Below are 22,347 nucleotides of genomic sequence, written 5' to 3' on the forward strand. Positions count from 1 at the left end.
TTTACCGCTATTTTATAGAATTAAATCATTTCGAATGCCAGTTGTATCCAGTAAAGGCAAAGCTATGCCCGAATCACCAATACGTAAATTGGTTCCTTTTGCAGAAAAAGCAGCAAAAGCAGGCAAGCACATTTATCATCTTAATATAGGTCAACCCGATATAAAGACTCCTATTGAGGCCTTAGAGGCCGTTAGAAATCATAATGTAGATGTATTAGCCTATAGTCATTCTGCCGGATTCGAAAGTTTCAGAAAAAAACTAGCTGCCTATTATGCAAAACATGATATCACCATAACATCAGACGATATACTAGTTACAACTGGTGGTAGTGAAGCCCTGATATTTACAATGGGAAGCATAACAGATCCAGGAGACGAGATTATTGTCCCTGAACCATTTTATGCAAACTATTATAGCTTTTCTACTCAATCTACAATAACAGTAGTTCCCGTAATATCTAAAATTGACACTGGTTTTTCACTACCAAACATCAAGGAGTTTGAAAAACTAATAACCCCAAAAACCAAAGCTATATTAATATGCAATCCTGGTAATCCTACAGGATATTTGTATAGTAAGGAAGAAATACAAGAGTTAGCAAAACTTGCAATAAAGTATGACTTGTTTTTAATTTCTGATGAAGTCTATCGCGAGTTTGTATACGATGGCTCTGAACATTATTCTGTTCTTCAAGAAAAAGAATTAAAAGATCACGCAATCATTGTAGATTCTGTTTCTAAACGATACAGCATGTGTGGTGCTAGAATAGGCTGTATGGTTAGCAAAAACAAAAGTGTAATGGAGACTGCTATGAAATTTGCACAGGCTCGATTAAGCCCTCCAACATTTGCCCAAATAGCAAGTGAAGCCGCATTAGAAGCTCCAGAATCTTATTATCAAGAAACCATAGCAAAGTACAAAGCCAGAAGAGATACATTAGTTTCTGGACTTAAAGAAATTCCTGGAGTAAAAGTTTCTACTCCTAATGGAGCTTTTTACTGTATTGCTGAGTTACCGATTGATGATGCTGATCATTTTTCTCAATGGCTCCTAGATAAATTTGACCTTAATAAACAAACGGTAATGTTAGCACCTGCTTCTGGATTTTACTCAAGCCCTAATGAAGGTAAAAACCAAGTAAGAATAGCATATGTGCTAAATCGAAGAGATCTAAAACAAGCTGTAAACATTTTAAAAATAGCATTAGAAAAATACCCAGGTTCATGCAATTAGAATATAATAAATCTTTAAAAGCTCATAATACTTTTGGTATAGATGTAATTGCATCAGAATTTGTAAAAATAACTTCTGAAGAAGAATTAGTAAACATTCTCAATAAAAAAAAGAACGATTCATTGTTTATTCTTAGTGGTGGCAGTAACATGTTACTCACTAAAAACATCGAATCTCTAGTTATACATATCGCCAATAAAGGAATAACAACTACAGCTCAAACAGATAATACTGTTTTAGTATCTGCAAAAGCTGGTGAAAATTGGCATGATTTTGTACAATATTGTATTAACCATAATTACGGAGGGTTAGAAAACCTTTCTTTAATACCAGGATATGTAGGCAGTGCTCCAATTCAAAACATAGGTGCTTATGGTATCGAATTAAAAGATGTTTTTGTGAATTGCGAAGCTATTCATATCAAATCAGGAGAAAAACGCATTTTTTCGAATGAAGATTGTCAATTTGGTTACCGAAATTCTATATTCAAAAATACAATCAAAGGAGAATACATTATTACCCAGGTAACTTTTAAATTAACCACAAAAAATCACATTCTTAACACTAGTTATGGCGCTATTGAGCAAGAGCTTAAAGAAAATAACATAACACACCCAACTATTAAAGATGTCTCTGCTGCAGTAATCAAAATAAGAAGTAGTAAACTTCCTGATCCTTCTAAAATTGGAAATAGCGGTAGTTTTTTCAAAAACCCAGTTATTTCGAGTCATGATTTTACGACTTTAAAAGCTTCATACCCTAACATCCCAAGCTACAAAATAGATGAATACTCTATAAAAGTTCCTGCTGGATGGTTAATAGAACAATGCGGTTTTAAAGGAAAACGCTGGGGTGATGCCGGAGTTCATGAAAAGCAAGCATTAGTATTAGTTAATTATGACAATGCAAAGGGCAAAGAAATATTAGAGCTATCACAACGAATACAAAAAGAGATTAGAGAGAAATTTTCTATAACCCTTGAAACCGAAGTCAATATTATATAAAATACCCCTGATATAAAACTATCAAGGGTATTCCATTTGACTAAATTAAACAACTATAAAATTAAAGTATTTAGTTTAGATAACTTACACAAAGATACCCAACACAATCTCAAGACTATATCAAACAAACTGTAAAAGTTAGTTAATAATTACTCCTTTAAATTGTTTTATTCATTTATTAAGAGCCATACATATACAATCTTTGTATCTTTGCAGTCAATTTGATAGTTTTTACAATATGAAACTTTTATTACTTACTATAGCATTGTTGCTATTAGCAGTTGGTGGAATTGCAATTAAATTATGGGCAAAAAAGGATGGAAAATTTGCAGGTACTTGTGCTAGTCAAAGCCCGTTTCTTAATAAAGAAGGAGAACCTTGTTCCTTATGTGGTAAAACTCCTGATCAATATGCAAATTGTAACGATCAAGAACACGGTAGCTAAAAATCCATAGAAAGGTAATTCTTCTCAAAATCGAGTCCTTGAAAAAAGAATCTTCTACTCTGTCAGATCATATACAGAAAGCCAAAGAAGGCAAACAAGCCTCTTTTAACTACTTACTAGATACTTTCTGGAATGAAGTATATGGTTTTCAGTTAAAAAGAACGCATGATGAATATGAAGCTGAAGATATCACCATCCAAAGTTTTTCCAGAGCATTTGATAAAATTGATAGTTTTAAAGAAGAATATAATTTTAAGACGTGGTTGATTCAGATATCCAAAAATATTCATATTGATCTACTAAGAAAAAAAGATGCCTCTATTAGATCCAAAACCACCACAGATGTTGATGATTCTGTGTATAAAATTGTAGATAACAATCCTTCTCCTGAAGATAAGCTTATCACAGAGCAAAACTTAGCTCAATTACTTCGTTACATCAAAGAATTAAAACCACATTATCAAGAGGTAATTAATCTAAGATATTTTCAAGAATTGAGTTATAAAGAAATATCTGAGGTAATGAATGAACCTATGAACAATGTAAAAGTCAAATTATTAAGAGCTCGAAAATTATTATCAGAGATAATTACGAACACTAAATAAAAAACACAAATACGCATTCTAAATTACCGACCATCAACAAATCAAGACTCTATCAATCAGAATAAATCTTATTATAATCTTATTTAAGACGGAAAGTCGTTATTTCTTTAACAACAGTATGTAGAGGATCAATCCACTTATCATTAATCTTCTTATCATATTTAATGAATTTCTGAAGCAATCCTTTAGGAGCTGAAATTTCCTTTTCTATTCCTGTAATGTTTATAAATCGTTGATTTTCAATCAACCATCGTTCTAGTCGTTTTCGGTTGTTTCCTCTTTTCTTAATTTTTTCTAATTCTTCATCCGAATGAGTTTGACGTGGACTCATATTCTCTAAACTTTTTTGGTTTTTAACTTTTTTTTATAATAAAAAATGGGGTTAAGCTAATTTTAACCTTAACTTAAAGTTCTTTTTCAATAAATTTTATACATCAAAAGTAAGAAAAGTAATTTTAAATACAAGAATTAATCCGTAATATGTTTACGGTTTTACCGTAATTCTTATTTTTCTCATTCTATCTTCATTCAAAGTTTAACGGAAAATTCCCTTAAAAAAAACTTTTTTAACCAGTTGTTTAAACACAATTTTACTCACTGAATATCAATAATATAACGCTTTAACATATTTTATATTAAATAAAATATGTTAAACATTTAGTGTTAAAAAAAAGGAACAAACAAGAGTAGGAGAATTTAAACAAACAAGTGTTAGTTTATCAACAATAGAATTACGGTTATAGAAAAAAAAATTGTCATAGCATAAAAAATCCGGGGCAAAAAACTCTTTTTAAATAGGGATTCTCCCCTTTTTTGCAATTATTTATTTTTTATTTCACTTATGATCTCAAAATAAAAATACCAAAACCTTTAACAATTGTAATATTTTCTTTACACAGTAGCGCCCTAATAATTTTTCATTATATAGTTTAAATCAAACATACTTCAATACAAATACATCAAAAATGACAATTAACTTTTTCAAGTTACTATAAACTTCACCATAAAAAACCCCTGAAAACTTAATGTATAAATAAAACAGTCAAATTATTCGTATTATATTTTAGTAGTAAGAACCAGAACTTTCAAAAGAACTGCTTATTAATCTAAGCTTTCTTTGTATTTTTGCTTCAAATATTGCTTGTATGAATAATGACGTTGCTACAGCTGCACCTCCTAAGGGAAAACCAAAATGGTTACGTGTTAAGCTTCCAACTGGTAAAAAATATACAGAACTTCGTGGTCTAGTTGATAAATATAATCTGCATACCATTTGTACTTCAGGAAGTTGTCCTAACATGGGAGAATGCTGGAGTGAAGGTACTGCTACTTTCATGATCCTTGGTAACATATGTACACGTTCCTGTGGTTTTTGTGGAGTAAAAACCGGAAGACCTGAGACTGTAGATTGGGAAGAACCTGAAAAAGTTGCTCGATCTATTAAAATTATGAATATCAAACATGCGGTGGTTACTTCTGTTGACAGAGATGATCTTTTAGATGGTGGATCCATTATTTGGGCAGAAACCATTCAAGCTATCAGGCGAATGAATCCAGATACGACTTTAGAGACATTGATTCCGGATTTTCAAGGTAAGACAAAAAATATTGATCGAATTATCGCGGTTAAACCAGAAGTGGTATCTCATAACATGGAAACCGTTAAAAGGCTTACTCGCGAGGTTCGTATCCAGGCAAAATATGAACAAAGTCTTCAAGTATTAAAATATTTAAAAGATAACGGTATCAATAGAACAAAAAGTGGGATTATGCTGGGACTTGGAGAAAAAGAAGAAGAAGTTATCCAAACTCTTAAAGATTTACGTGCAGTTAATCTAGACATCGTTACTATTGGTCAGTATTTACAACCAAGTAAAAAACATTTGCCAGTAAAACAATTTATTACTCCGGATCAATTCAAGAAATATGAAGAGATCGGTTTAGAGATGGGATTCAGACATGTAGAAAGTGGTGCCTTGGTAAGATCCTCTTATAAAGCTCAAAAACATCTAACTTAAAAAAGAATTGGGTAATACACGCTAATGAATACACCTATTAGAATTGCAATTAATGGTTTTGGTAGAATTGGTCGTAATCTTTTTAGATTACTAATTAATCACCAAAGCATTGAAGTTATTGCCATAAATGATCTGGCAGATACAAAAACTCTTAGCCATCTTTTAAAATATGACAGTATTCATGGGGTTCTTAAAGAAGAAATAACACATACTAAAGATCAGATCCAGGTTAATGGTAAATCGGTCGTAGTGTTTAATGAAGAAAATCCAGAAAACTGCAATTGGAAAAATTTACAAATTGATATAGTAGTCGAAGCTACCGGGAAATTTAAAACTAAAGAGGCGGCTAACAAACACATAAAAGCTGGAGCAAAAAGGGTCCTTCTTTCTGCACCTCCTATAGAAGATAGTATAAAAACCATTGTTTTAGGAGTCAATGATCATACTCTAGATGGTTCTGAAACCATTATCTCAAATGCTTCCTGTACGACCAACAATGCTGCACCAATGATTAAGGTGATTAATGATCTATGTGGTATTGAACAAGCCTACATTACCACAGTACACAGTTACACAACTGATCAAAGTCTTCATGACCAACCTCATAGAGATTTACGACGCGCAAGAGCTGCAAGTCAATCCATTGTACCAACCACTACAGGTGCTGCAAAAGCCCTTACTAAGATATTTCCTGAATTAAGTAGTGTAATCGGTGGGTGTGGTATTAGAGTTCCCGTACCGGATGGTTCTCTTACTGATATTACTTTCAATGTAAAAAAAGAAACTTCTATTCATGAAATTAACAAAGCATTTAAAGAAGCTTCAGAAACTCATTTAAAAGGTATTATGGCTTATACAGAAGACCCCATTGTATCAGTAGATATTTTAGGAAATCCTAACTCTTGTGTATTTGATTCTTTAATGACTTCTGTTATCGGAAAAATGGTAAAAATCATCGGCTGGTATGACAACGAAATAGGTTATAGTAACAGAATAATAGATTTAATTATTAACATTTGTAAGAAATAACTATCTTAGTTGAGTTATTTCAGAGGAAAAATGCCAACCCAAATCAAATATTTAATCGTCATAATTTCATTCTTTTGCTGTTTTTCAGTCTCTTCTCAGAACACAGAAGAATCTGAAAACAAAGAGATTAAAGATTCTATAGAAAACTTTTTAAAAGAAGCTTCCTATGCTATAAATAGGGTTCAATTAGAATCAGCTTTGACTAATATAATATTAGCCAAAGAGCTTTCAATGCAATATCAAAACTCTAAATACCTTGCAAAAACCACTAGAGTTCTTTCACAATTGTATCTGGAGTTAGGAGATTTAAAAAACGCTGAAAAACAAATTCTAAATGCCATAGAAATTCAAAAGAAGGAAGGAGACGAAGTCGCCTTAGCTCATTCTTTTAATATTTGTGGCTCTATTGCAACCGAAATGGTGAGATATGATCTCGCCAAGCAACATCTTGAAGAAGCATCTGTACTGGTAGAAAAAAATAAGATCAAGAATCTAGAAGGATCCGTAAAATTAAATCTTGGTTTGTTAGCATTGGCACAAAACAATCCAAAACAGGCTATTAAACACTTTAATAGCGGTCTTCCAATTATTAATTCTCTGGATCAATCTTACAACAAAGCAAAACTATATACTAATAAAGCCCGAGCACAACTAACTTTGGGTAAATTAACAGATGCAAAAGAAACCAATGATCTCGCTATGCAAATTGGTCGAGATATGGGGTTTTCTGAAATTAGATCTGAATCCTTTGAGATCTACAGTCTGATCTATGAAAACAAAAATGATTATAAAACCTCTCTATCCAACCTTAGGGCACATCAGCAATTCAAGGATTCTCTCTTTAGTATCAACAAAGAGATTATAGCTCAAGAAGCTGCTGCCAAACTTAATATGGATGACGATAAAGTCCTTATTGAAGAATTACAGGAAGAAAATAGTCAACAACAAAAATCTCTAAAACTTGGACGATTAACAACAATTCTTAGTATAGCTTTAATTACAATTCTTTCACTACTCACCTTATCTTTATATAAAAACAATAATTTAAGAGCTCGAGCTAATGAATTGTTACAAAATAAAAACACAGAACTTATACTTGCAAAAGAAAATGCAGAGCGAGCCAGTGAAGCAAAAGTACAGTTCTTATCTACAATAACACACGAACTAAGAACTCCATTATATGCTGTAACCGGTTTAACTCATTTATTACTTGAAGAAAGTCCAACACCAAACCAAAAAGAGCATTTAAATTCTTTAAAATTTTCCGGCGAATATTTATTATCATTAATAAACAATATTCTTGATCTTAATAAATTAGAAGCTAATAAAGTTGAATTAGAAAACACTTCTTTCAATCTTCAAAAACGTATTAATGACGTACTAATAGCTTTAGGAAAATCCTCAAAAGATAGAAACAACAAACTGCATTATGAGTTTGATAAAAATATACCATCAAAATTAAAAGGTGATCCTTTAAAAATCTCTCAGATTCTAATCAATCTTATCGGAAATTCTATAAAATTTACACAAAACGGTGATATCTGGATAAGAGTCAAAATGATCAATAGGATTGAGAATAAGGTATTTCTTAATTTTGAGATAGAAGATAACGGTGTAGGTATTTCAGAAAAAAAGCAACAAAGTATTTTTGAAAACTTTACACAAGGTTCAGTTCAAATTAACCGAAAATTTGGAGGAACAGGTTTAGGGCTATCAATCGTAAAGAATCTTTTAGATTTAATGGATAGTGAAATTAAACTGGAAAGCGTACTAGGTAAAGGGTCAAAGTTCTTGTTTGATCTTAGGTTTGAAATTTTTGAAGACCTGAGTACTAATTATGCAGAAGAAGCAAAGAAAATAGACTATGATGTAATGGTCGATAAGCGAGTACTTGTTGTAGAAGATAACAAGATCAATCAGTTAATCACCAGAAAAATTTTAGAAAAAAATAAAATGATATGTGATGTAGCAGATAATGGAGACATCGCAGTCAACAAATCAAAGAATGAATCCTTTGATTTAATTTTAATGGATATACACATGCCTGGTATTAGTGGTATAGAGGCAACAAAATTAATTAGAGAATTTGATACCGAAATACCTATAATAGCTCTTACAGCGGTTACTCTGGATGACAATCTTGACGAATTTTACAATAACGGATTTGATGATATTATTCCTAAGCCGTATAAAACTGAAGAATTCTTTATAAAACTTCACAAAGCATTTGTTAAAAAACAAGCCACTACTTAGTGAGTTTGGCACAGCTATTGTGATAAGGCTAACAAGCTTAATTGCTTATTTGAGTTAGCCAAAACTTATAATAAAAACAAGACCCTCGTAAGAAAGGGTCTTATTTTTTTATATACTCTATAATTTTTTCATTAAAAACAACTTCGTTTTCAACAAACTCAACCTCTATAGGTTGATACCATAACGTTTCTTTTGAAAAATCAGAAGCCAATCTAACATAATCCTTTTCTGTAGTTATAATAAGATTATGCTTTTTTAAATCTTCTATTTCTTTTATTGTAAAATTATGGTGATCAGGAAAATTTATATGCTTAAAATCCAATCCTAATCCCCTATAATATTCTATTAAAGGTTTTGGATTTGCTATACCAGTAACTAACACAAAAGGAGTATTCGCAATTGTTTTTATAGACTTACTTTCTTCTGAGGCATTTAAAATTTTATCTCCATAACAAATCTTAGTAAAGAAAAGCGTTTGTTCTTTTTTTATTTTCAGCTTTTTTGCAATCCTATCCTTTTCTTCAACACTAATATTCTCTGGACATTTTGTTACAACAATAATATCAGCACGTTCGGCTCCTTTTCTAGGCTCTCTCAAATTACCAGTAGGCAAGACAATATCATCGCAATAAAGATCACCATATGCTGTAAGTAGCACATAAAAACCGGCTTTCACTTTACGATGCTGATAAGCATCATCCAATATAATTATTTCTGGCGATGGCTTAAACGACCTTAACCTGGCAATTCCATTGCGTCTATCACCATCTACAGCCACAGTAATCTCATTAAACTTTGTTTTAAACTGTAAAGGCTCATCCCCTACTTCTTTAGTAGTAGAAGTAAGAGATACCATTTGAAAACCTTCGGTTTCTCTTTTGTATCCTCTACTAAGCGTTGCCAGTCGAACCTTATCCTTGAGCAACCTTACAATATACTCTACCATCGGACTCTTTCCTGTACCACCAGTACTAAGGTTTCCTATTGCAATAAGCGGAAAATCATATCTTTCAGATTTTTTAATATTTAAATCATAAAGTATATTACGTAACCACGTAACAAAATAATAGACAGGAACAATAGGTAGTAATATCTTTCGCAATAAATTCATGGTCACAAAAGTATAAAACGAAACTTTGATTATTGTCAAAAGTTTTTTTACATTCATTTTTTATTTAAAACACATCACAGATGCAAATCAAAGAGGTTATAAAGCACCTTGAAGCCTTAGCTCCTACCGCATACGCAGAAGATTTTGACAATGTTGGTTTATTAGTAGGCAATCAAAATCATACGATCACCGGGATTCTTGTAACTCTGGACACCCTTGAAAATATTGTAGATGAAGCAATCGAAAAAAATTGTAATTTAATCGTAAGTTTTCATCCTATTGTATTTAAAGGCATCAAAAAGTTTAATGGCAAAAACTACGTAGAACGTGTAGTGATGAAAGCTATTAAAAATGATATTGCTATTTATGCGATACATACAGCGCTTGATAATGCGTTATTAGGTGTAAATGATATGATATGTGAGCAATTAAAATTAACAAACAGGAAAATCTTAATTCCTCAAACGGGAACCATAAAAAAACTGATCACTTATGCTCCCATAGCAGAGGCAGAAAATCTACGCAATAAATTATTTGAAGCAGGTGCAGGAACTATTGGAAACTATAATAGTTGTAGTTTTTCAACTGATGGTACTGGCACATTTATGGCAACAGAACAAGCCAATCCTTCTATTGGAGAAATAGGAAAAATACATCACGAAAAAGAGACTCAAATTCAGGTTACTTTCTCAAAAGATAAAGAAAACAACGTCCTGAAAGCTCTTTTTGACAATCATTCGTATGAAGAAGTTGCCTATGAAGTCATAACTCTTGAAAATAAAAACCAAAATATTGGAATGGGTATGGTTGGAGAACTTCCAGAAGCCAAAGATGAAAAAGCATTCCTTAAAGAGCTGAAAGAAATTTTTAAAACAGGATGTGTTAGACATTCTGCTTTACTAAACAAACCTATTAAAAAAGTAGCGGTATTAGGTGGCAGTGGTAGTTTTGCCATCAAGAATGCACAACGGGCTGGAGCAGATATATTTATAACTGCAGATCTAAAATACCATCAGTTTTATGAAGCTGAAGCTAAGTTAATTATTGCCGATATTGGACATTATGAAAGTGAACAATACACAAAAAACTTAATTGTTGGGTATCTTAGAAAAAAAATCAGTAATTTTGCAATCATTTTATCGGATAATAACACCAATCCTATTCAATACATATAAAATATGGCAAAGAAAGAAGTTACTGTTGAGCAAAAATTAAGAGCATTATATGACTTGCAATTAATAGACTCTAGAGTTGATGAGATCAGAAACGTGCGTGGAGAGTTACCTTTAGAGGTTGAAGATCTTGAAGATGAAGTAGCCGGATTAAATAAGAGATTAGAAAAACTAAATGTTGATCTTGATACTTTTGACGAAAATATCAAGAATAAGAAAAATCTAATCGAAGAAGCTAAAGCATTAATAAAGAAATACGGAGAGCAACAGAAAAATGTACGTAACAATCGTGAGTACAATTCTCTTAGTAAAGAAATTGAATTTCAAGAATTAGAAATCCAATTAGCAGAAAAGCATATTAAAGAGCATAAAGCACAGATCATTCAAAAGAATGAGATCATAACTCAAACTAAAGAAAGACTTTCTGAGCGCAATGCGCATTTATCTCATAAAAAAGGAGAATTAGATGCTATTCTTGCTGAAACTGAGAAAGAAGAGCAAGCTTTAATATCTAAGTCTGAAGATTATCAAAAAGAAATTGAAGCTCGTTTAATCTCTGCCTATAATAGAATCCGTAAAAATGTTAAAAACGGATTAGCAGTAGTTCCTATTGAGCGTGGTGCTTCTGGAGGATCATTCTTTACTATACCTCCACAAGTACAAATGGAAATTGCTTCTCGTAAAAAGATCATTACTGATGAACACAGTGGAAGAATCCTAGTTGATCAGGAGCTTGCAAGAGAACAAAAAGAAAAAATGGAAGCTCTATTTGCTAAGTTATAAATAGCAAACTAGAATAAATTATATTAGGCCTCAGTTTTTCACTGGGGCTTTTTTAATTAATATAATAATACAACGACAATATTTATGAATCATATTCTCATTATAGGGTTTGTATGGCCAGAACCTAATTCTTCTGCGGCAGGAAGTAGGATGATGCAATTGATAGAACTTTTCATATCTCAAAACTGGAAAGTTACTTTTGCTAGCCCTGCAGCAGATAGCGATCATATGATTAACCTCGAAGAGCTAGGTGTAACAAAAGTTTCTATATTAGTAAACGATCCCGATTTTGATATTTTCATCAAAGAAACACAACCTAACATTGTATTATTTGATCGATTTATGATAGAAGAACAATTTGGCTGGCGAGTCTCTAAACATTGCCCAAAAGCCATTAGAATACTTAACACAGAGGACCTACATTGTTTAAGGAAATCAAGACATGAATCGTTTAAGAAAGGAAAAAAGTTTGAGGCTAATGATCTATTAACTACAGATAACGCCAAAAGAGAAATAGCGAGTATTTACCGATCTGATCTAACATTGATCATATCAGATTTTGAGATGAATCTACTTAAAAATATTTTTAAAATTGAAGAAGATCTATTACGCTACCTTCCTTTTTTACTTGACCCTATTACAACACAAACAAAAGAAAACTGGCCTACGTATGAAGAAAGAACTCATTTTATAACGATTGGAAACTTTCGCCATGAGCCCAATTGGAATAGTGTCTTATATCTAAAAGAATCTATCTGGCCATTAATTAAGAAAGAATTACCAGAAGCAGAACTTCACGTTTATGGATCGTATCCGCCTCCTAAAGCCACTCAATTAAACAATCCTAACGAAGGCTTTTACATTAAAGGATGGGCAGAAGACGCTAAAATAGTAATGAAAAATGCTCGTGTTTGTCTCGCACCATTACGATTTGGCGCTGGAATAAAAGGTAAACTTGCTGAAGCAATGACACAAGGTACCCCAAGTGTTACCACTAGCATAGGAGCAGAAGGAATGTTAGGAGAGGATTCTGACTGGAACGGTTTCATTTCTGATGATATAGAAACATTTGCAAAGGCTGCTATCCGACTATACACAAATAAAAATATATGGCAGCAAGCACAACAAAACGGAATAGAAATTATCAATACTCGTTTTAAGAAAAGTTTATCTGAGTCATTTATTAATAACATAAATACACTACAAGAAAACCTTCACAAGCATAGAAATAATAATTTTATCGGGAGTATGTTACAGTATCATACCACAAGAAGTACAGAGTTTATGTCTCGTTGGATTGAAGAAAAAAACAGGTCTAAATAAGCACCTATAATCTTATCAAGAGAATTTATCTAGAAAAAAGAAAACTCCGTATAATACTATACGGAGTCTTTCACTAAGCTAACTCAAAAAAATATATAAAACGGACGTAGTTTAAATAGTACAACCGTTAAACTTTAATCATCTTCTTTACTGTGGCCAATCTAAGCCATCAGTTCGGGTTAATGTCACAAACCCTGTTTCTCCCCAACCAGTAGTCCATTGAAAACTTAAATCGGGTCCATTAAAACTTACATTATCTATCGAATAACCAGCTCTACCAAATCGGTCTTCGGCTACACCATCGTATTGCAACCCTTCACAACCTAGATTTAATAAGCGTACATCTCCACCTGGAGGGTCAATACCATAAGCCTCGGTCCAGAATCCGAATTCTACACCTGGACTAATCGCATAAACATTAGGAGATTCTTCTGTAAAAACTCCAGATCCTGTTATTGTGGTACTATCGAAAGTATTAGAATAATCAAAAGGTATATTTCCATAATTTGGTAATACATAATTCTCAAGTACTTCTTCAATTTGATAACTACTTCCTGATTTTGTTATTTTTGCCAAAGCAAATGAGTTAAGAGAACAATTTCCGTTATTGTTCTGCAAAGCCTCTCCTGCAAACACTTGCGAGCTATTGATAATTCCCGCCTGAGAGTAATTTAGGAAAAGATCCAAAGAAATATCTCCTAACCCTCCTGTATCCAATGTTCCAAAGAAATCTGCATACACAAAATACTCTCCATCAGCAAAATCTGATGACATTAAAAAAGTTTCAAAATTTGGAGTCTCATTATCTACAATTTCAATAGCAGATTGATAAGGGTTTTCTGGACTAGTAATTAACATACGCATATCATATGCAGAAGTAGGTATGTCCGAACCATCAGCATACTGGCCATTCACTGCCCATCCTAGTTCCAGAAACAAACTATCTTCTGTATAATTAGCGATATTAATTGTAGCAGTAACTGGCGTTAAAGCAACATTTGCAGTAGAATTATCTCCAAATTGTAAGACCAAAGATTCTGTTCCCTCTACTATGTTATCATTCAAAATCTCTATAGTACCTTGTTTAGAAGTTTCTCCTCTATTAATACGGATATCTCCTGAGATATTATAATCTTCTCCTGCTGTAGCATCTCCACCAACCTGAGCAATCTTTATCACAACATCAACTACCTGAGGTTCTGATAAACTAACTGTATACGTATATATGTTTCCTGTCTGCTCTAACACATTATTAGGCGAAGCAAAAGGTATATTTACAGATACAGTAACATCACGAGGCTGAAGGGTACTAAAACCTGTATAATCATCCTCTTCACAACCAATAATTGAAAACAAGACAACTATAGCTATCAAATATGTTTTTATAATATTTTTCATCTTTAAATTTTATTTTAAACTATTGTTTTTCTAAAATATCATAGAATTCTCTGGCACCATTTGATGACAGATATCCATACGTAAGAATGATTCGATCTTTACCATTAACATCATCAACAATAGCAATATTAGAACCATCACATGAAACATTGGTAAAAATTGCATTAGGACAAGCCACTGCATCAATACCATTAAGCGTTCTTGGCACTCCATCTCCATCCACAGTTTCTACTGTAACCTCATTGGTATCTGGGTCGATCTCAAAAAATAATTGACTATCATTTGCAAACCATTCTCCCCAATCTTCTACAACATATCTTGTTGTCGATATAGACCTAATCACTCTTGTAGTACTTCTTGGATCTGTTGTATATCCATCGTTTAATACTCCAATTCTATAATAAGCTCCGTCTACCAATGTATAGGTACCAGCAAATCTTGTAGAAACTTGAATAGAAGTTTTCTCATTACTCTCTGCTCTATTACCTTGACTTGTAACTGCCACATATCTGAGATTAAACGCATCCCCGATAGCGTAAGTTGATTCATCATTAGTAAGTTGAGCACCATCAACAGTAAGATCTTGTGCTAAATCAGTTAAGGTAAAATTAAATTCGAATCGCTCTTTAATCGAACCACTATTACTACCATTAAGTGTTATAGTAGCCAGTAATACTTCGTTAGAAGTAGCCCCGTCTGCAATACGAGAAAAACTTTTATATACTTCTAAGGTCCTGGTTTCTACATCTCCTTGAAAAGCCGAACCTGCTACAGCATAAGGTCCTTGATTACCAATATTGTAATTAATTAAATTTTGATCCAACTCTATCAAACCTCCTTGTTGAGGGTTAACATTGATGATTTCATTATCATCGAAATCATCAGAACACGAAACTGCCAGAAACACGTTGCTAAACAACACGGTAAGAACAGCAGTAAACTTCATTATATTTTTAATATTCTTCATATCTATTTTTTTTATTGTAACCACCAAAATTTTCCAGTTGAAACATCTCCTCCTTCTATTCCTTGTACTCCATTCTGGTAATTAGCAGAATTAACGTTTTGCTCAGAACCAGGGTAAGGGATTCTAGATGGTATTTCTGTAGTAACAGCGTCTATAGCCAATGGTAAATTAGGAACTTTTGTTCTTCTCCATTCTGTCCAGGTTTCAAAACCTTGACCAAACAATCCAATCCAATTTTGTAAAGCAATCTGATCAACAGCATTCGTTGAATTATAAGCCACGGTGGATTGAGAGATATAAGTATTAAAATCTGCTTCTGTAAGTCCGTTTTCTAAAAATGAAGATCTAATACCCTGACGATAATATGTTTCTGCCTGAGCATCTCCTCCACTAATAAAACCTTTCTTAGTAGCTTCTGCTAAAAGAAATTGTAACTCAGTATATGATAAGAAGTAAGCTGGTAGCTGTGCATCAAGAAAACGTGTTCCCAATTGAGACACATTATCACCTGTAAACTCATCAGGAATATTAAGATATCCTGCTGGTTTTCCTTTATAAACTCCTTCATTATTCAATTGTCCGTATACTACAAGTCGCTCATCTGTGATACCATTTGTTCCATCCATATAATTAACCAATGACTCATTAAGAATATATTCTATTCTGTTACCAGTAACAATGGTATTAAAAATAGGGTTTACATTAACAGCTCCTTCTTCGAGATAACTGAACTTTGCCTCATCATCAACTGAAGAAAACAATAATCCGCTATTAACTACTTCTTGAAGTTGAGCTGCAACATTTATTCTGCCAGATATTCTCATTAGAGCTCTAAACTTTAAACTTGCTGCAAATTTTCTCCATTTATTAATATCTCCAGCATAAATTACATCTTGCGCATCATCGATATCTCCAATTTCATTTGCTAATAAATCCATAGCTTCATCTAATAAAGCTATCGATTGTGAATACACATCTTCTTGTGAATCATATGCAGGTGTAAAATTTCCATCCAAACCTTGCCCTGCTTCAGACATAGGTATTCCTCCATAAGTATCTGTCAACAACAAATATGTATAGGCTTGAACTACTTTAGCAACTCCAATCAGATTTGTATTATCGTTGTCCAGAGCCAGCCTTTCCATTTCTATGGTAGCATTAATAGTAGAAACATATAAGTTTGCCCATATGTTATTTCTTGAAGAAAGTCTAACATTATATAATTCTTCTGAATTAAATGCATTTTTGGACCAATGTTGACCCCATACTGCTCCCATTTCTCCATAAAAAAGCATGGTATACATCGTGTTTGCCAGATTCCTCTGCGCATTTAACAACAGTTGGCCTTCTGGCACAACGGTAGGACTAACCTGGTTACTATTGATCTGTTCAAAGTCACTATCGCAACTATAAAATAATGGTGTTGCAATAATACCTATCAATATTATTTTTATGATTTTACTTTTCATCTGTGTTATTTTATAATTTAAGATTTAGGTTAAAGCCAATGCTTCTTACTGAAGGTATCTGCCCCGACTCTAATCCTTGACCTCCGTTGGCATTACTAAATGCACTTTCGGGATCAATATGAGGAGCTTCTTTATATAATATCGCCAGGTTTCTTCCTGACACTCCTATTGAAAGTTCATCTATTCCTGTTTTAGCAAGAAGTTTTTGAGGAAAAGCATAGGACAATGACAATTGTCTTAATTTGATATAGGAAGCATCATATATTGAGCTTTCGTGGATATTGTTTGAAAATGCTGTTTGAAAATATTGTGAAGTTGATACTACTACATCGTTAGGAATAAATTGCCCAGCATTATTAGGATCTTCTCTTACACCTGTTCCCACAATACCAGTTTCTCTTCCTACCAAAGTCTCTTCAAAAATACCAGCATGTTTTCCCCAAGTATTCGTGATCGAATGAATAACTCCTCCAATTTTTGCATCTATCAACCCTGAAAAAGTTAACCCTTTATATCTAATTCCGATACTAGCTCCACCTCTCCAGTCTTCTTGAAAAGATCCAAAATCTTTTAATTCATCATCAATAACAGGCAATCCATTTTCATGAATTATATTTCCCTGAGTATCTCTGGCATATCCAAATCCTCTCAAGTTACCATATGGTTTTCCTACTCTTGCCTCAGTAATTAGTCCCCATTGTCCTCCTAATGTAATAGATTCTAATCCTTCAGAAATCTCAACAACCTCGTTGTCGTTCATTGCGTAATTAATAGTAATATCTACAGAAAAATCTTGAGTCTCTACTAATGTCGCTCCAAGACTAATTTCAAAACCTTTATTCTCTATTACCCCGGCATTATTAACCGCAGTAAAAAAACCTGAAGCATCAGATATATCGGTTGTAACAATTAAATCTTCACTTCTACTATTATAGTACGTTGCATCCAGGCGAACCTTGTTTTTAAGCAACCTTGCATCTAATCCAAATTCTGTAGAGATTGTTTTCTCAGGCTTGATATTAGGATCAAAAATAACTCTGGATGGTCTAAATGCAGGAACATCTCCAAACTGAGTCCCGATCACAAATGTTTGTTCTAATTGTGATGGCCCTAACTGTCCTGTAGACCCTACTTCTGCCCAAGATCCTCTAAGTTTTAAAAATGATATTGCATCACTTTTCAGATCAAATGCATCTGTCAAAATAAGACTTCCACTAACTGATGGATAAAAGAATGAATTACCTCCTAATGGCAATCGACTATCCCAATCATTTCTGGCAGTAAAATCAATAAATGCATATTCTCTAAATGAAATTTGCCCAAAACCAAGTAAACTATTTGTTCTAACTTCTGATCTTTGTGTGGTATTAACTGGCGTTGTTCCCTGTCTAGCATTACTTGCTACGAATAAACCAGGAATCTCAAGACCATCATTAAGACCTACAAATGAGCTTTCAAAAGATCTGTTTAACCTATTTCCTCCCGCATTCAAATTAATTCTAAAATCTTCATTAAGATCTTTATTAAAACTAATTAATCCTTCATAGTTAACTTCTAATCTGGTTCCCACAAAGTCTCTAAACAAACCATTAGGAAATGCAATCGAACCGTGCTGTCTTTTTTCTTGAGTTCTTGTTGAAGAGTAATCTCCGGACACTTTCATTGTCGCAGAAAAATTCTTATTGAATTCATAATTAACATTGATTCCTCCAACTAGTCGATCCTTATCAAAAGTATTTTTATTGTTTTCTAAAGCCCAAAACGGATTGTTTTGAAATCTTGTATTCCAGTTAATAGGAGTTCCTGCTGCAGCAGTATTTGATGCTGCTAACGGAAGGTTTCTCCAATCTCTCAATGCATTAAAATCAACATTTCTTCCTGCAAAACCGTTAATTTGCTGAGTTGGATTATCAGGAGTATACCCTGTTGAAATAATATTACTACTTCCTGATTTTATATACTGAACATTAACTCCTGAAGTTAATTTTTCTCCGTGTTTTTGATTAAAACTTCCACTAAAACTGGTTCTTTCAAAATCCGTAAAAGGAACAATTCCTTTTTGATCGTAATTAGACACAGTAAGTCTATAATCTCCTTGTTCATGTCCACCAGAAAATGTTATACTATTTCTGATATTTAATCCCGTGTCATAAAAATCTTTAATATTATCAGGCTGTGATACCCAAGGTAGTGGTTGCCCATCAAAAGAATTCCACTGTACAAACGAAAGACCTACATCAAGAGGTGGTCCCCAACTAAAATCCAAACCAGCATCTCCTGTCTGTCCATCAACAAATTCAAAGAAATCCTGATTTAAACCTTGTCCATAAGAATTTTGAAAATCCGGCAATATTAACGGAGAATCAAAATCTATCGATGAAGAAATATTGATATTTAATTTATCACTCTCATTTCCTCTTTTGGTTGTTATAATTATAACTCCATTACTTCCTCTATTACCATATAAAGCCGCCGCGTTAGGCCCTTTTAAAACAGAAATAGATTCAATAGTACTCGGATCAATATCAGCTACTCCATTAGGCAAATCTCTTCCTCCAAACGGTCCTGCTGTACCAAAATTATTATTCTCTATCGGAATTCCATCAATAACAAATAATGGTTGATTATTACCGGTAAGAGAATTAATCCCCCTTAATGTAATTCTAGAAGAGGCTCCAGTTGCTCCAGAACTATTGGTGATTTGAACACCTGCAATTGTTCCAGAAAGCGAATTAATCAGATTAGATTCTTTGGTTTTTGCAATATCATCTCCTTTTACAGATTGAATTGAAAACCCCAATGCTTTTTCTGATCTCTTGATTCCTAATGCTGTAACCACAACTTCACCTAATTCAGCAACCGCTGCTTCTAAGTTTACATTTATAACATCTTTACCTTCTACAGGTATTTCTTGTGACACAAATCCCAGATAACTAAAAACCAACACGTCTTGCGCATCGGCTTTTATAGTATAATTACCATCAAAATCTGTTTGTGTCCCAACATCAGTTCTTTCTTTTATAAAGATATTAACTCCAGGTATCGGCGCCCCAAAACTGTCCGACACATTTCCCGAAATTACTTTTTCTTGCGCAAAAGAAAGCTGCATAACTAACACCATTACAAGTGTTAAAATCACAGTGTGTGTTTTTCTCATTACTAAAATGTGTTTTAATTGATTTGTGCGAAAATTGGAATTCTACACCTAACCTCCAAATGAATAAGACATACCAGATAGTATACTATCACAACTTCGTAACATACTATTACTCAGTATATTTTTTTAACATAAAATCTGATAAAATCGAAATAAAAAACAATTTTTGGTTTCATTTTGAAAAATTTTACTGCAAAATCTTACGAAAATGAAAAATGAATAAAAAGATAAAAACATCAATAATCGGGTATTATTGAAACAAAAATATACGGTATAAACTCAGTAATAGTCGGGGAATATGCGCTTTTTAAGAAGTTGAAAAAACTATTAATAAAAACCTAATTTTGTTAATTTTTGCTCTCAATCTTTCTCTCCAAAAAAGAGCTTTGTTCAACTTTTTAAAATCTTTTTCCTACAAAATCATGTTTTAAAAAAACATAAAATACCTTAACTTTTTATTAACAATCAAATTCCCCAAAACTCAAACTGATAATCAAACAGTTAACAAATTCTAATTTTACATGTTAACAAGAAAAAGACTACTGTATTAACAATTAAAATTGCATTTCATCCGATAAATAGTTAATTTCATCTAAAACACATTATACGTAATTATCAAAATATTAATTATAAAAACTAACCTATAACCCTACCCCACTTATGAAAAAACTATTACTAACCTTAACCCTAGTCTACTTTTCTCTATTTACCTATTCCCAAGAACAAAAAAAACACGAAAAAAAAAGCTATGTTGACAAACAAGGATCTTATTATGTTCAGGTTGATTTACCCATCTATGTGTTTATATCAACGAATACAGATCCAAAAGATGCGCACAAGCTCAAAAGTGAAAAAACACCTGAATATGCAAATCCAATGTACCTAGATGGGCACGGAACACATTTTATCAAGCACACTGATAATGTAAAACCAATACCAGAAAAGGATGTAAGCTTCGAAGTTCATGCAGATGGTATCGCCCCGATATCCTCCCTTGTTTTTGGAAATTCTACATCTTACACTAACAATACAACAAAATTCTACGGCCCTGGATTAACCATAGAAATGACCTGTACAGATGAAATGTCAGGAATTCAAAACCAATACATATCGATTGACAAAGGAGATTATAAAGAATACTCACAAGCTGAAAAAATATCTAAAGAAGGTAAACACAATATATTAGCTTATGCTGTTGACAATGTAGGAAATATAGAAAAAAGCCTATCCAAAGAGTTTATTCTGGATATTACTGCCCCAAAAACAAATATCACTTACGAAGGCCCCAAAACCAACATCAACAATGAGCTTGTTGTTGGCCCCAAAGGAAAATATATTCTAAGCACCCAAGATAATCTTTCTGGAGTTAAAAAAACATACTATACATATGACAATACAGAAACTCCTATATTATACAACGGAGATCCTTTATACATCAAATCCTTTAAAGAAGGAACTCATTCTATAGGATACTATGCTATTGATCACGTAAAAAATCAAGAAAGTAAACAATCAAGCTCTTTTTTTCTAGACAAAACCGCTCCAAACATCACTTTAAAGATCAAAGAAGATAGTTACCAACGAGGTAGCACCACCTACGTCTCAGATCGAACAAAGCTTGTACTTTCTGCAACAGATAACAAAGCAGGAGTAAAAGAGATACATTATTCTTATGGAGATGGGACATACACCAAATATGAAAAAGAAATATCTTTTACCAGAAATACAAAAATATATACTTACGGAATAGATAAGGTTGGAAACATAGGTAAAAAACAAAGTAATCAAATTTTATATCATCTTGACAATACCTCTCCTTCTGTATCCCACAAATATATTGGTCCTAAATTTTTTACTCGAGATACAACCTTTATCAGAGAAGTAACCAAAATCAAATTAACCGGGCAGGATCAAGAATCACGGCTTAAAGAAATTACATACTCCATGGATCAAAGTAATACTACCACATACAGCAGTCCGTTTACAGTTGCCAAAACAGGTATTCACACTATTAAGTACACAGGAAAGGACAATGTGAACAATACGAAATCTAAGGATTTTTTCTTTTTTGTAGATAATGAAGCACCTAAACTTCATATCCATTTTGGAAGTGAACCTCTTGGATTTAAAAAAATAAGAGAAAAAGAGATCAAGATATATTCAAAACACAGTAAGTTATATCTGGCAGGAACTGATAATGCTGTAGGAACAGATAAAATATATTATAGTATTAATAATGGAACTGAATCCTTATATGTTAATCCTATTAAAAATTTTATAACAGGAAAAAACTACACTATTAAGGTAAGAGCTATAGATTATCTAGGTAATCAAAGTTCATCAACTATAGAATTTTCTGTTGAAGAGTAAATAAAGAGA

General features: G+C 32.8%; 17 protein-coding genes. 11 read left to right on the forward strand and 6 right to left on the reverse strand.

The window, feature by feature from the left end; genetic code table 11:
• The first annotated feature begins 34 nt into the window (after window positions 1–34).
• From U0D62_RS01400 to U0D62_RS01415, 4 genes are all read left to right on the forward strand, one after another.
• Window positions 35–1,234, forward strand: a complete 1,200-nt coding sequence (locus tag U0D62_RS01400) for a pyridoxal phosphate-dependent aminotransferase (protein ID WP_322193414.1) — start codon at window positions 35–37, stop codon at window positions 1,232–1,234.
• Window positions 1,225–2,238 carry a UDP-N-acetylmuramate dehydrogenase gene (gene murB / locus U0D62_RS01405; RefSeq protein ID WP_322193416.1) on the forward strand — a complete coding sequence of 338 codons (1,014 nt, stop codon included), beginning with the start codon at window positions 1,225–1,227 and terminating at the stop codon, window positions 2,236–2,238. The genes U0D62_RS01400 and murB overlap by 10 nt, the downstream gene beginning before the upstream one ends.
• Before the next feature lie 238 nt (window positions 2,239–2,476).
• Window positions 2,477–2,683, forward strand: coding sequence for a membrane or secreted protein (locus tag U0D62_RS01410; protein WP_322193418.1), 207 nt, complete (start codon window positions 2,477–2,479; stop codon window positions 2,681–2,683).
• A gap of 38 nt (window positions 2,684–2,721) precedes the next feature.
• Complete coding sequence (locus U0D62_RS01415) at window positions 2,722–3,288, forward strand: RNA polymerase sigma factor (RefSeq protein WP_322193420.1); 567 nt, start codon at window positions 2,722–2,724, stop codon at window positions 3,286–3,288.
• Between the two features lie 79 nt (window positions 3,289–3,367).
• Here U0D62_RS01415 and U0D62_RS01420 read toward each other — a convergent pair whose 3' ends face one another.
• The gene (locus U0D62_RS01420; RefSeq protein WP_322193422.1) at window positions 3,368–3,619 is read right to left on the reverse strand and encodes a hypothetical protein; all 252 of its coding nucleotides are present in this window, start codon (window positions 3,617–3,619) and stop codon (window positions 3,368–3,370) included.
• Between the two features lie 814 nt (window positions 3,620–4,433).
• On the opposite strand from U0D62_RS01420, the gene lipA reads away from it, so the two are divergent.
• From lipA to U0D62_RS01435, 3 genes are read left to right on the forward strand one after another with little or no spacing between them, the layout of a single operon-like run.
• Window positions 4,434–5,306: a lipoyl synthase gene (lipA, locus tag U0D62_RS01425; RefSeq protein WP_322193423.1), complete on the forward strand. Its 873-nt coding sequence runs from the start codon at window positions 4,434–4,436 to the stop codon at window positions 5,304–5,306.
• A gap of 24 nt (window positions 5,307–5,330) precedes the next feature.
• On the forward strand, window positions 5,331–6,335 hold the full coding sequence (gap, locus tag U0D62_RS01430; RefSeq protein WP_322193425.1) for a type I glyceraldehyde-3-phosphate dehydrogenase: 1,005 nt from the start codon (window positions 5,331–5,333) through the stop codon (window positions 6,333–6,335).
• Window positions 6,336–6,344: 9 nt separating this feature from the next.
• Window positions 6,345–8,588, forward strand: a complete 2,244-nt coding sequence (locus U0D62_RS01435; RefSeq protein WP_322193427.1) for a tetratricopeptide repeat-containing hybrid sensor histidine kinase/response regulator — start codon at window positions 6,345–6,347, stop codon at window positions 8,586–8,588.
• Between the two features lie 100 nt (window positions 8,589–8,688).
• Here U0D62_RS01435 and lpxK read toward each other — a convergent pair whose 3' ends face one another.
• Entirely contained in the window at window positions 8,689–9,699 is a 1,011-nt protein-coding gene (lpxK, locus tag U0D62_RS01440; protein WP_322193428.1) for a tetraacyldisaccharide 4'-kinase, read from the reverse strand.
• An 80-nt stretch (window positions 9,700–9,779) separates the two neighbouring features.
• Here lpxK and U0D62_RS01445 point away from each other — a divergent pair, with 80 nt between their 5' ends.
• From U0D62_RS01445 to U0D62_RS01455, 3 genes are all read left to right on the forward strand, one after another.
• The gene (locus tag U0D62_RS01445; protein WP_322193430.1) at window positions 9,780–10,874 is read left to right on the forward strand and encodes a Nif3-like dinuclear metal center hexameric protein; all 1,095 of its coding nucleotides are present in this window, start codon (window positions 9,780–9,782) and stop codon (window positions 10,872–10,874) included.
• 3 nt (window positions 10,875–10,877) lie between these two features.
• Entirely contained in the window at window positions 10,878–11,654 is a 777-nt protein-coding gene (locus tag U0D62_RS01450) for a zinc ribbon domain-containing protein (RefSeq protein WP_322193431.1), read from the forward strand.
• A gap of 84 nt (window positions 11,655–11,738) precedes the next feature.
• Entirely contained in the window at window positions 11,739–12,977 is a 1,239-nt protein-coding gene (locus tag U0D62_RS01455; RefSeq protein WP_322193432.1) for a glycosyltransferase, read from the forward strand.
• 147 nt (window positions 12,978–13,124) lie between these two features.
• On the opposite strand, the gene U0D62_RS01460 is transcribed toward U0D62_RS01455, so the two are convergent.
• The 4 genes from U0D62_RS01460 to U0D62_RS01475 are packed head-to-tail and all read right to left on the reverse strand — an operon-like array spanning window position 13,125 to window position 19,968.
• On the reverse strand, window positions 13,125–14,375 hold the full coding sequence (locus U0D62_RS01460; protein WP_322193433.1) for a Calx-beta domain-containing protein: 1,251 nt from the start codon (window positions 14,373–14,375) through the stop codon (window positions 13,125–13,127).
• Window positions 14,376–14,394: 19 nt separating this feature from the next.
• Window positions 14,395–15,342 carry a hypothetical protein gene (locus U0D62_RS01465; RefSeq protein WP_322193434.1) on the reverse strand — a complete coding sequence of 316 codons (948 nt, stop codon included), beginning with the start codon at window positions 15,340–15,342 and terminating at the stop codon, window positions 14,395–14,397.
• A gap of 11 nt (window positions 15,343–15,353) precedes the next feature.
• The gene (locus tag U0D62_RS01470) at window positions 15,354–16,811 is read right to left on the reverse strand and encodes a SusD/RagB family nutrient-binding outer membrane lipoprotein (RefSeq protein ID WP_322193436.1); all 1,458 of its coding nucleotides are present in this window, start codon (window positions 16,809–16,811) and stop codon (window positions 15,354–15,356) included.
• Window positions 16,812–16,821: 10 nt separating this feature from the next.
• A complete protein-coding gene (locus U0D62_RS01475; protein ID WP_322193438.1) occupies window positions 16,822–19,968 on the reverse strand; it encodes a SusC/RagA family TonB-linked outer membrane protein in 3,147 nt (1,048 codons plus the stop codon).
• Window positions 19,969–20,628: 660 nt separating this feature from the next.
• Here U0D62_RS01475 and U0D62_RS01480 point away from each other — a divergent pair.
• Window positions 20,629–22,338: an OmpL47-type beta-barrel domain-containing protein gene (locus tag U0D62_RS01480; protein ID WP_322193440.1), complete on the forward strand. Its 1,710-nt coding sequence runs from the start codon at window positions 20,629–20,631 to the stop codon at window positions 22,336–22,338.
• Window positions 22,339–22,347 lie beyond the last annotated feature (9 nt).

The sequence above is a fragment of the Aquimarina callyspongiae genome, from assembly GCF_034322225.1.
Taxonomy (GTDB): domain Bacteria; phylum Bacteroidota; class Bacteroidia; order Flavobacteriales; family Flavobacteriaceae; genus Aquimarina.

Bases quoted from the DNA above. Each gene is read 5' to 3' on its own strand.
- U0D62_RS01400 (WP_322193414.1), top strand. From the start codon at position 35: ATGCCAGTTGTATCCAGTAAAGGCAAAGCTATGCCCGAATCACCAATA.
- murB (WP_322193416.1), top strand. From the start codon at position 1,225: ATGCAATTAGAATATAATAAATCTTTAAAAGCTCATAATACTTTTGGT.
- U0D62_RS01410 (WP_322193418.1), top strand. From the start codon at position 2,477: ATGAAACTTTTATTACTTACTATAGCATTGTTGCTATTAGCAGTTGGT.
- U0D62_RS01420 (WP_322193422.1), bottom strand. From the start codon at position 3,619: ATGAGTCCACGTCAAACTCATTCGGATGAAGAATTAGAAAAAATTAAG.
- lipA (WP_322193423.1), top strand. From the start codon at position 4,434: ATGAATAATGACGTTGCTACAGCTGCACCTCCTAAGGGAAAACCAAAA.
- gap (WP_322193425.1), top strand. From the start codon at position 5,331: ATGAATACACCTATTAGAATTGCAATTAATGGTTTTGGTAGAATTGGT.
- lpxK (WP_322193428.1), bottom strand. From the start codon at position 9,699: ATGAATTTATTGCGAAAGATATTACTACCTATTGTTCCTGTCTATTAT.
- U0D62_RS01445 (WP_322193430.1), top strand. From the start codon at position 9,780: ATGCAAATCAAAGAGGTTATAAAGCACCTTGAAGCCTTAGCTCCTACC.
- U0D62_RS01450 (WP_322193431.1), top strand. From the start codon at position 10,878: ATGGCAAAGAAAGAAGTTACTGTTGAGCAAAAATTAAGAGCATTATAT.
- U0D62_RS01455 (WP_322193432.1), top strand. From the start codon at position 11,739: ATGAATCATATTCTCATTATAGGGTTTGTATGGCCAGAACCTAATTCT.
- U0D62_RS01460 (WP_322193433.1), bottom strand. From the start codon at position 14,375: ATGAAAAATATTATAAAAACATATTTGATAGCTATAGTTGTCTTGTTT.
- U0D62_RS01465 (WP_322193434.1), bottom strand. From the start codon at position 15,342: ATGAAGAATATTAAAAATATAATGAAGTTTACTGCTGTTCTTACCGTG.
- U0D62_RS01470 (WP_322193436.1), bottom strand. From the start codon at position 16,811: ATGAAAAGTAAAATCATAAAAATAATATTGATAGGTATTATTGCAACA.
- U0D62_RS01475 (WP_322193438.1), bottom strand. From the start codon at position 19,968: ATGAGAAAAACACACACTGTGATTTTAACACTTGTAATGGTGTTAGTT.
- U0D62_RS01480 (WP_322193440.1), top strand. From the start codon at position 20,629: ATGAAAAAACTATTACTAACCTTAACCCTAGTCTACTTTTCTCTATTT.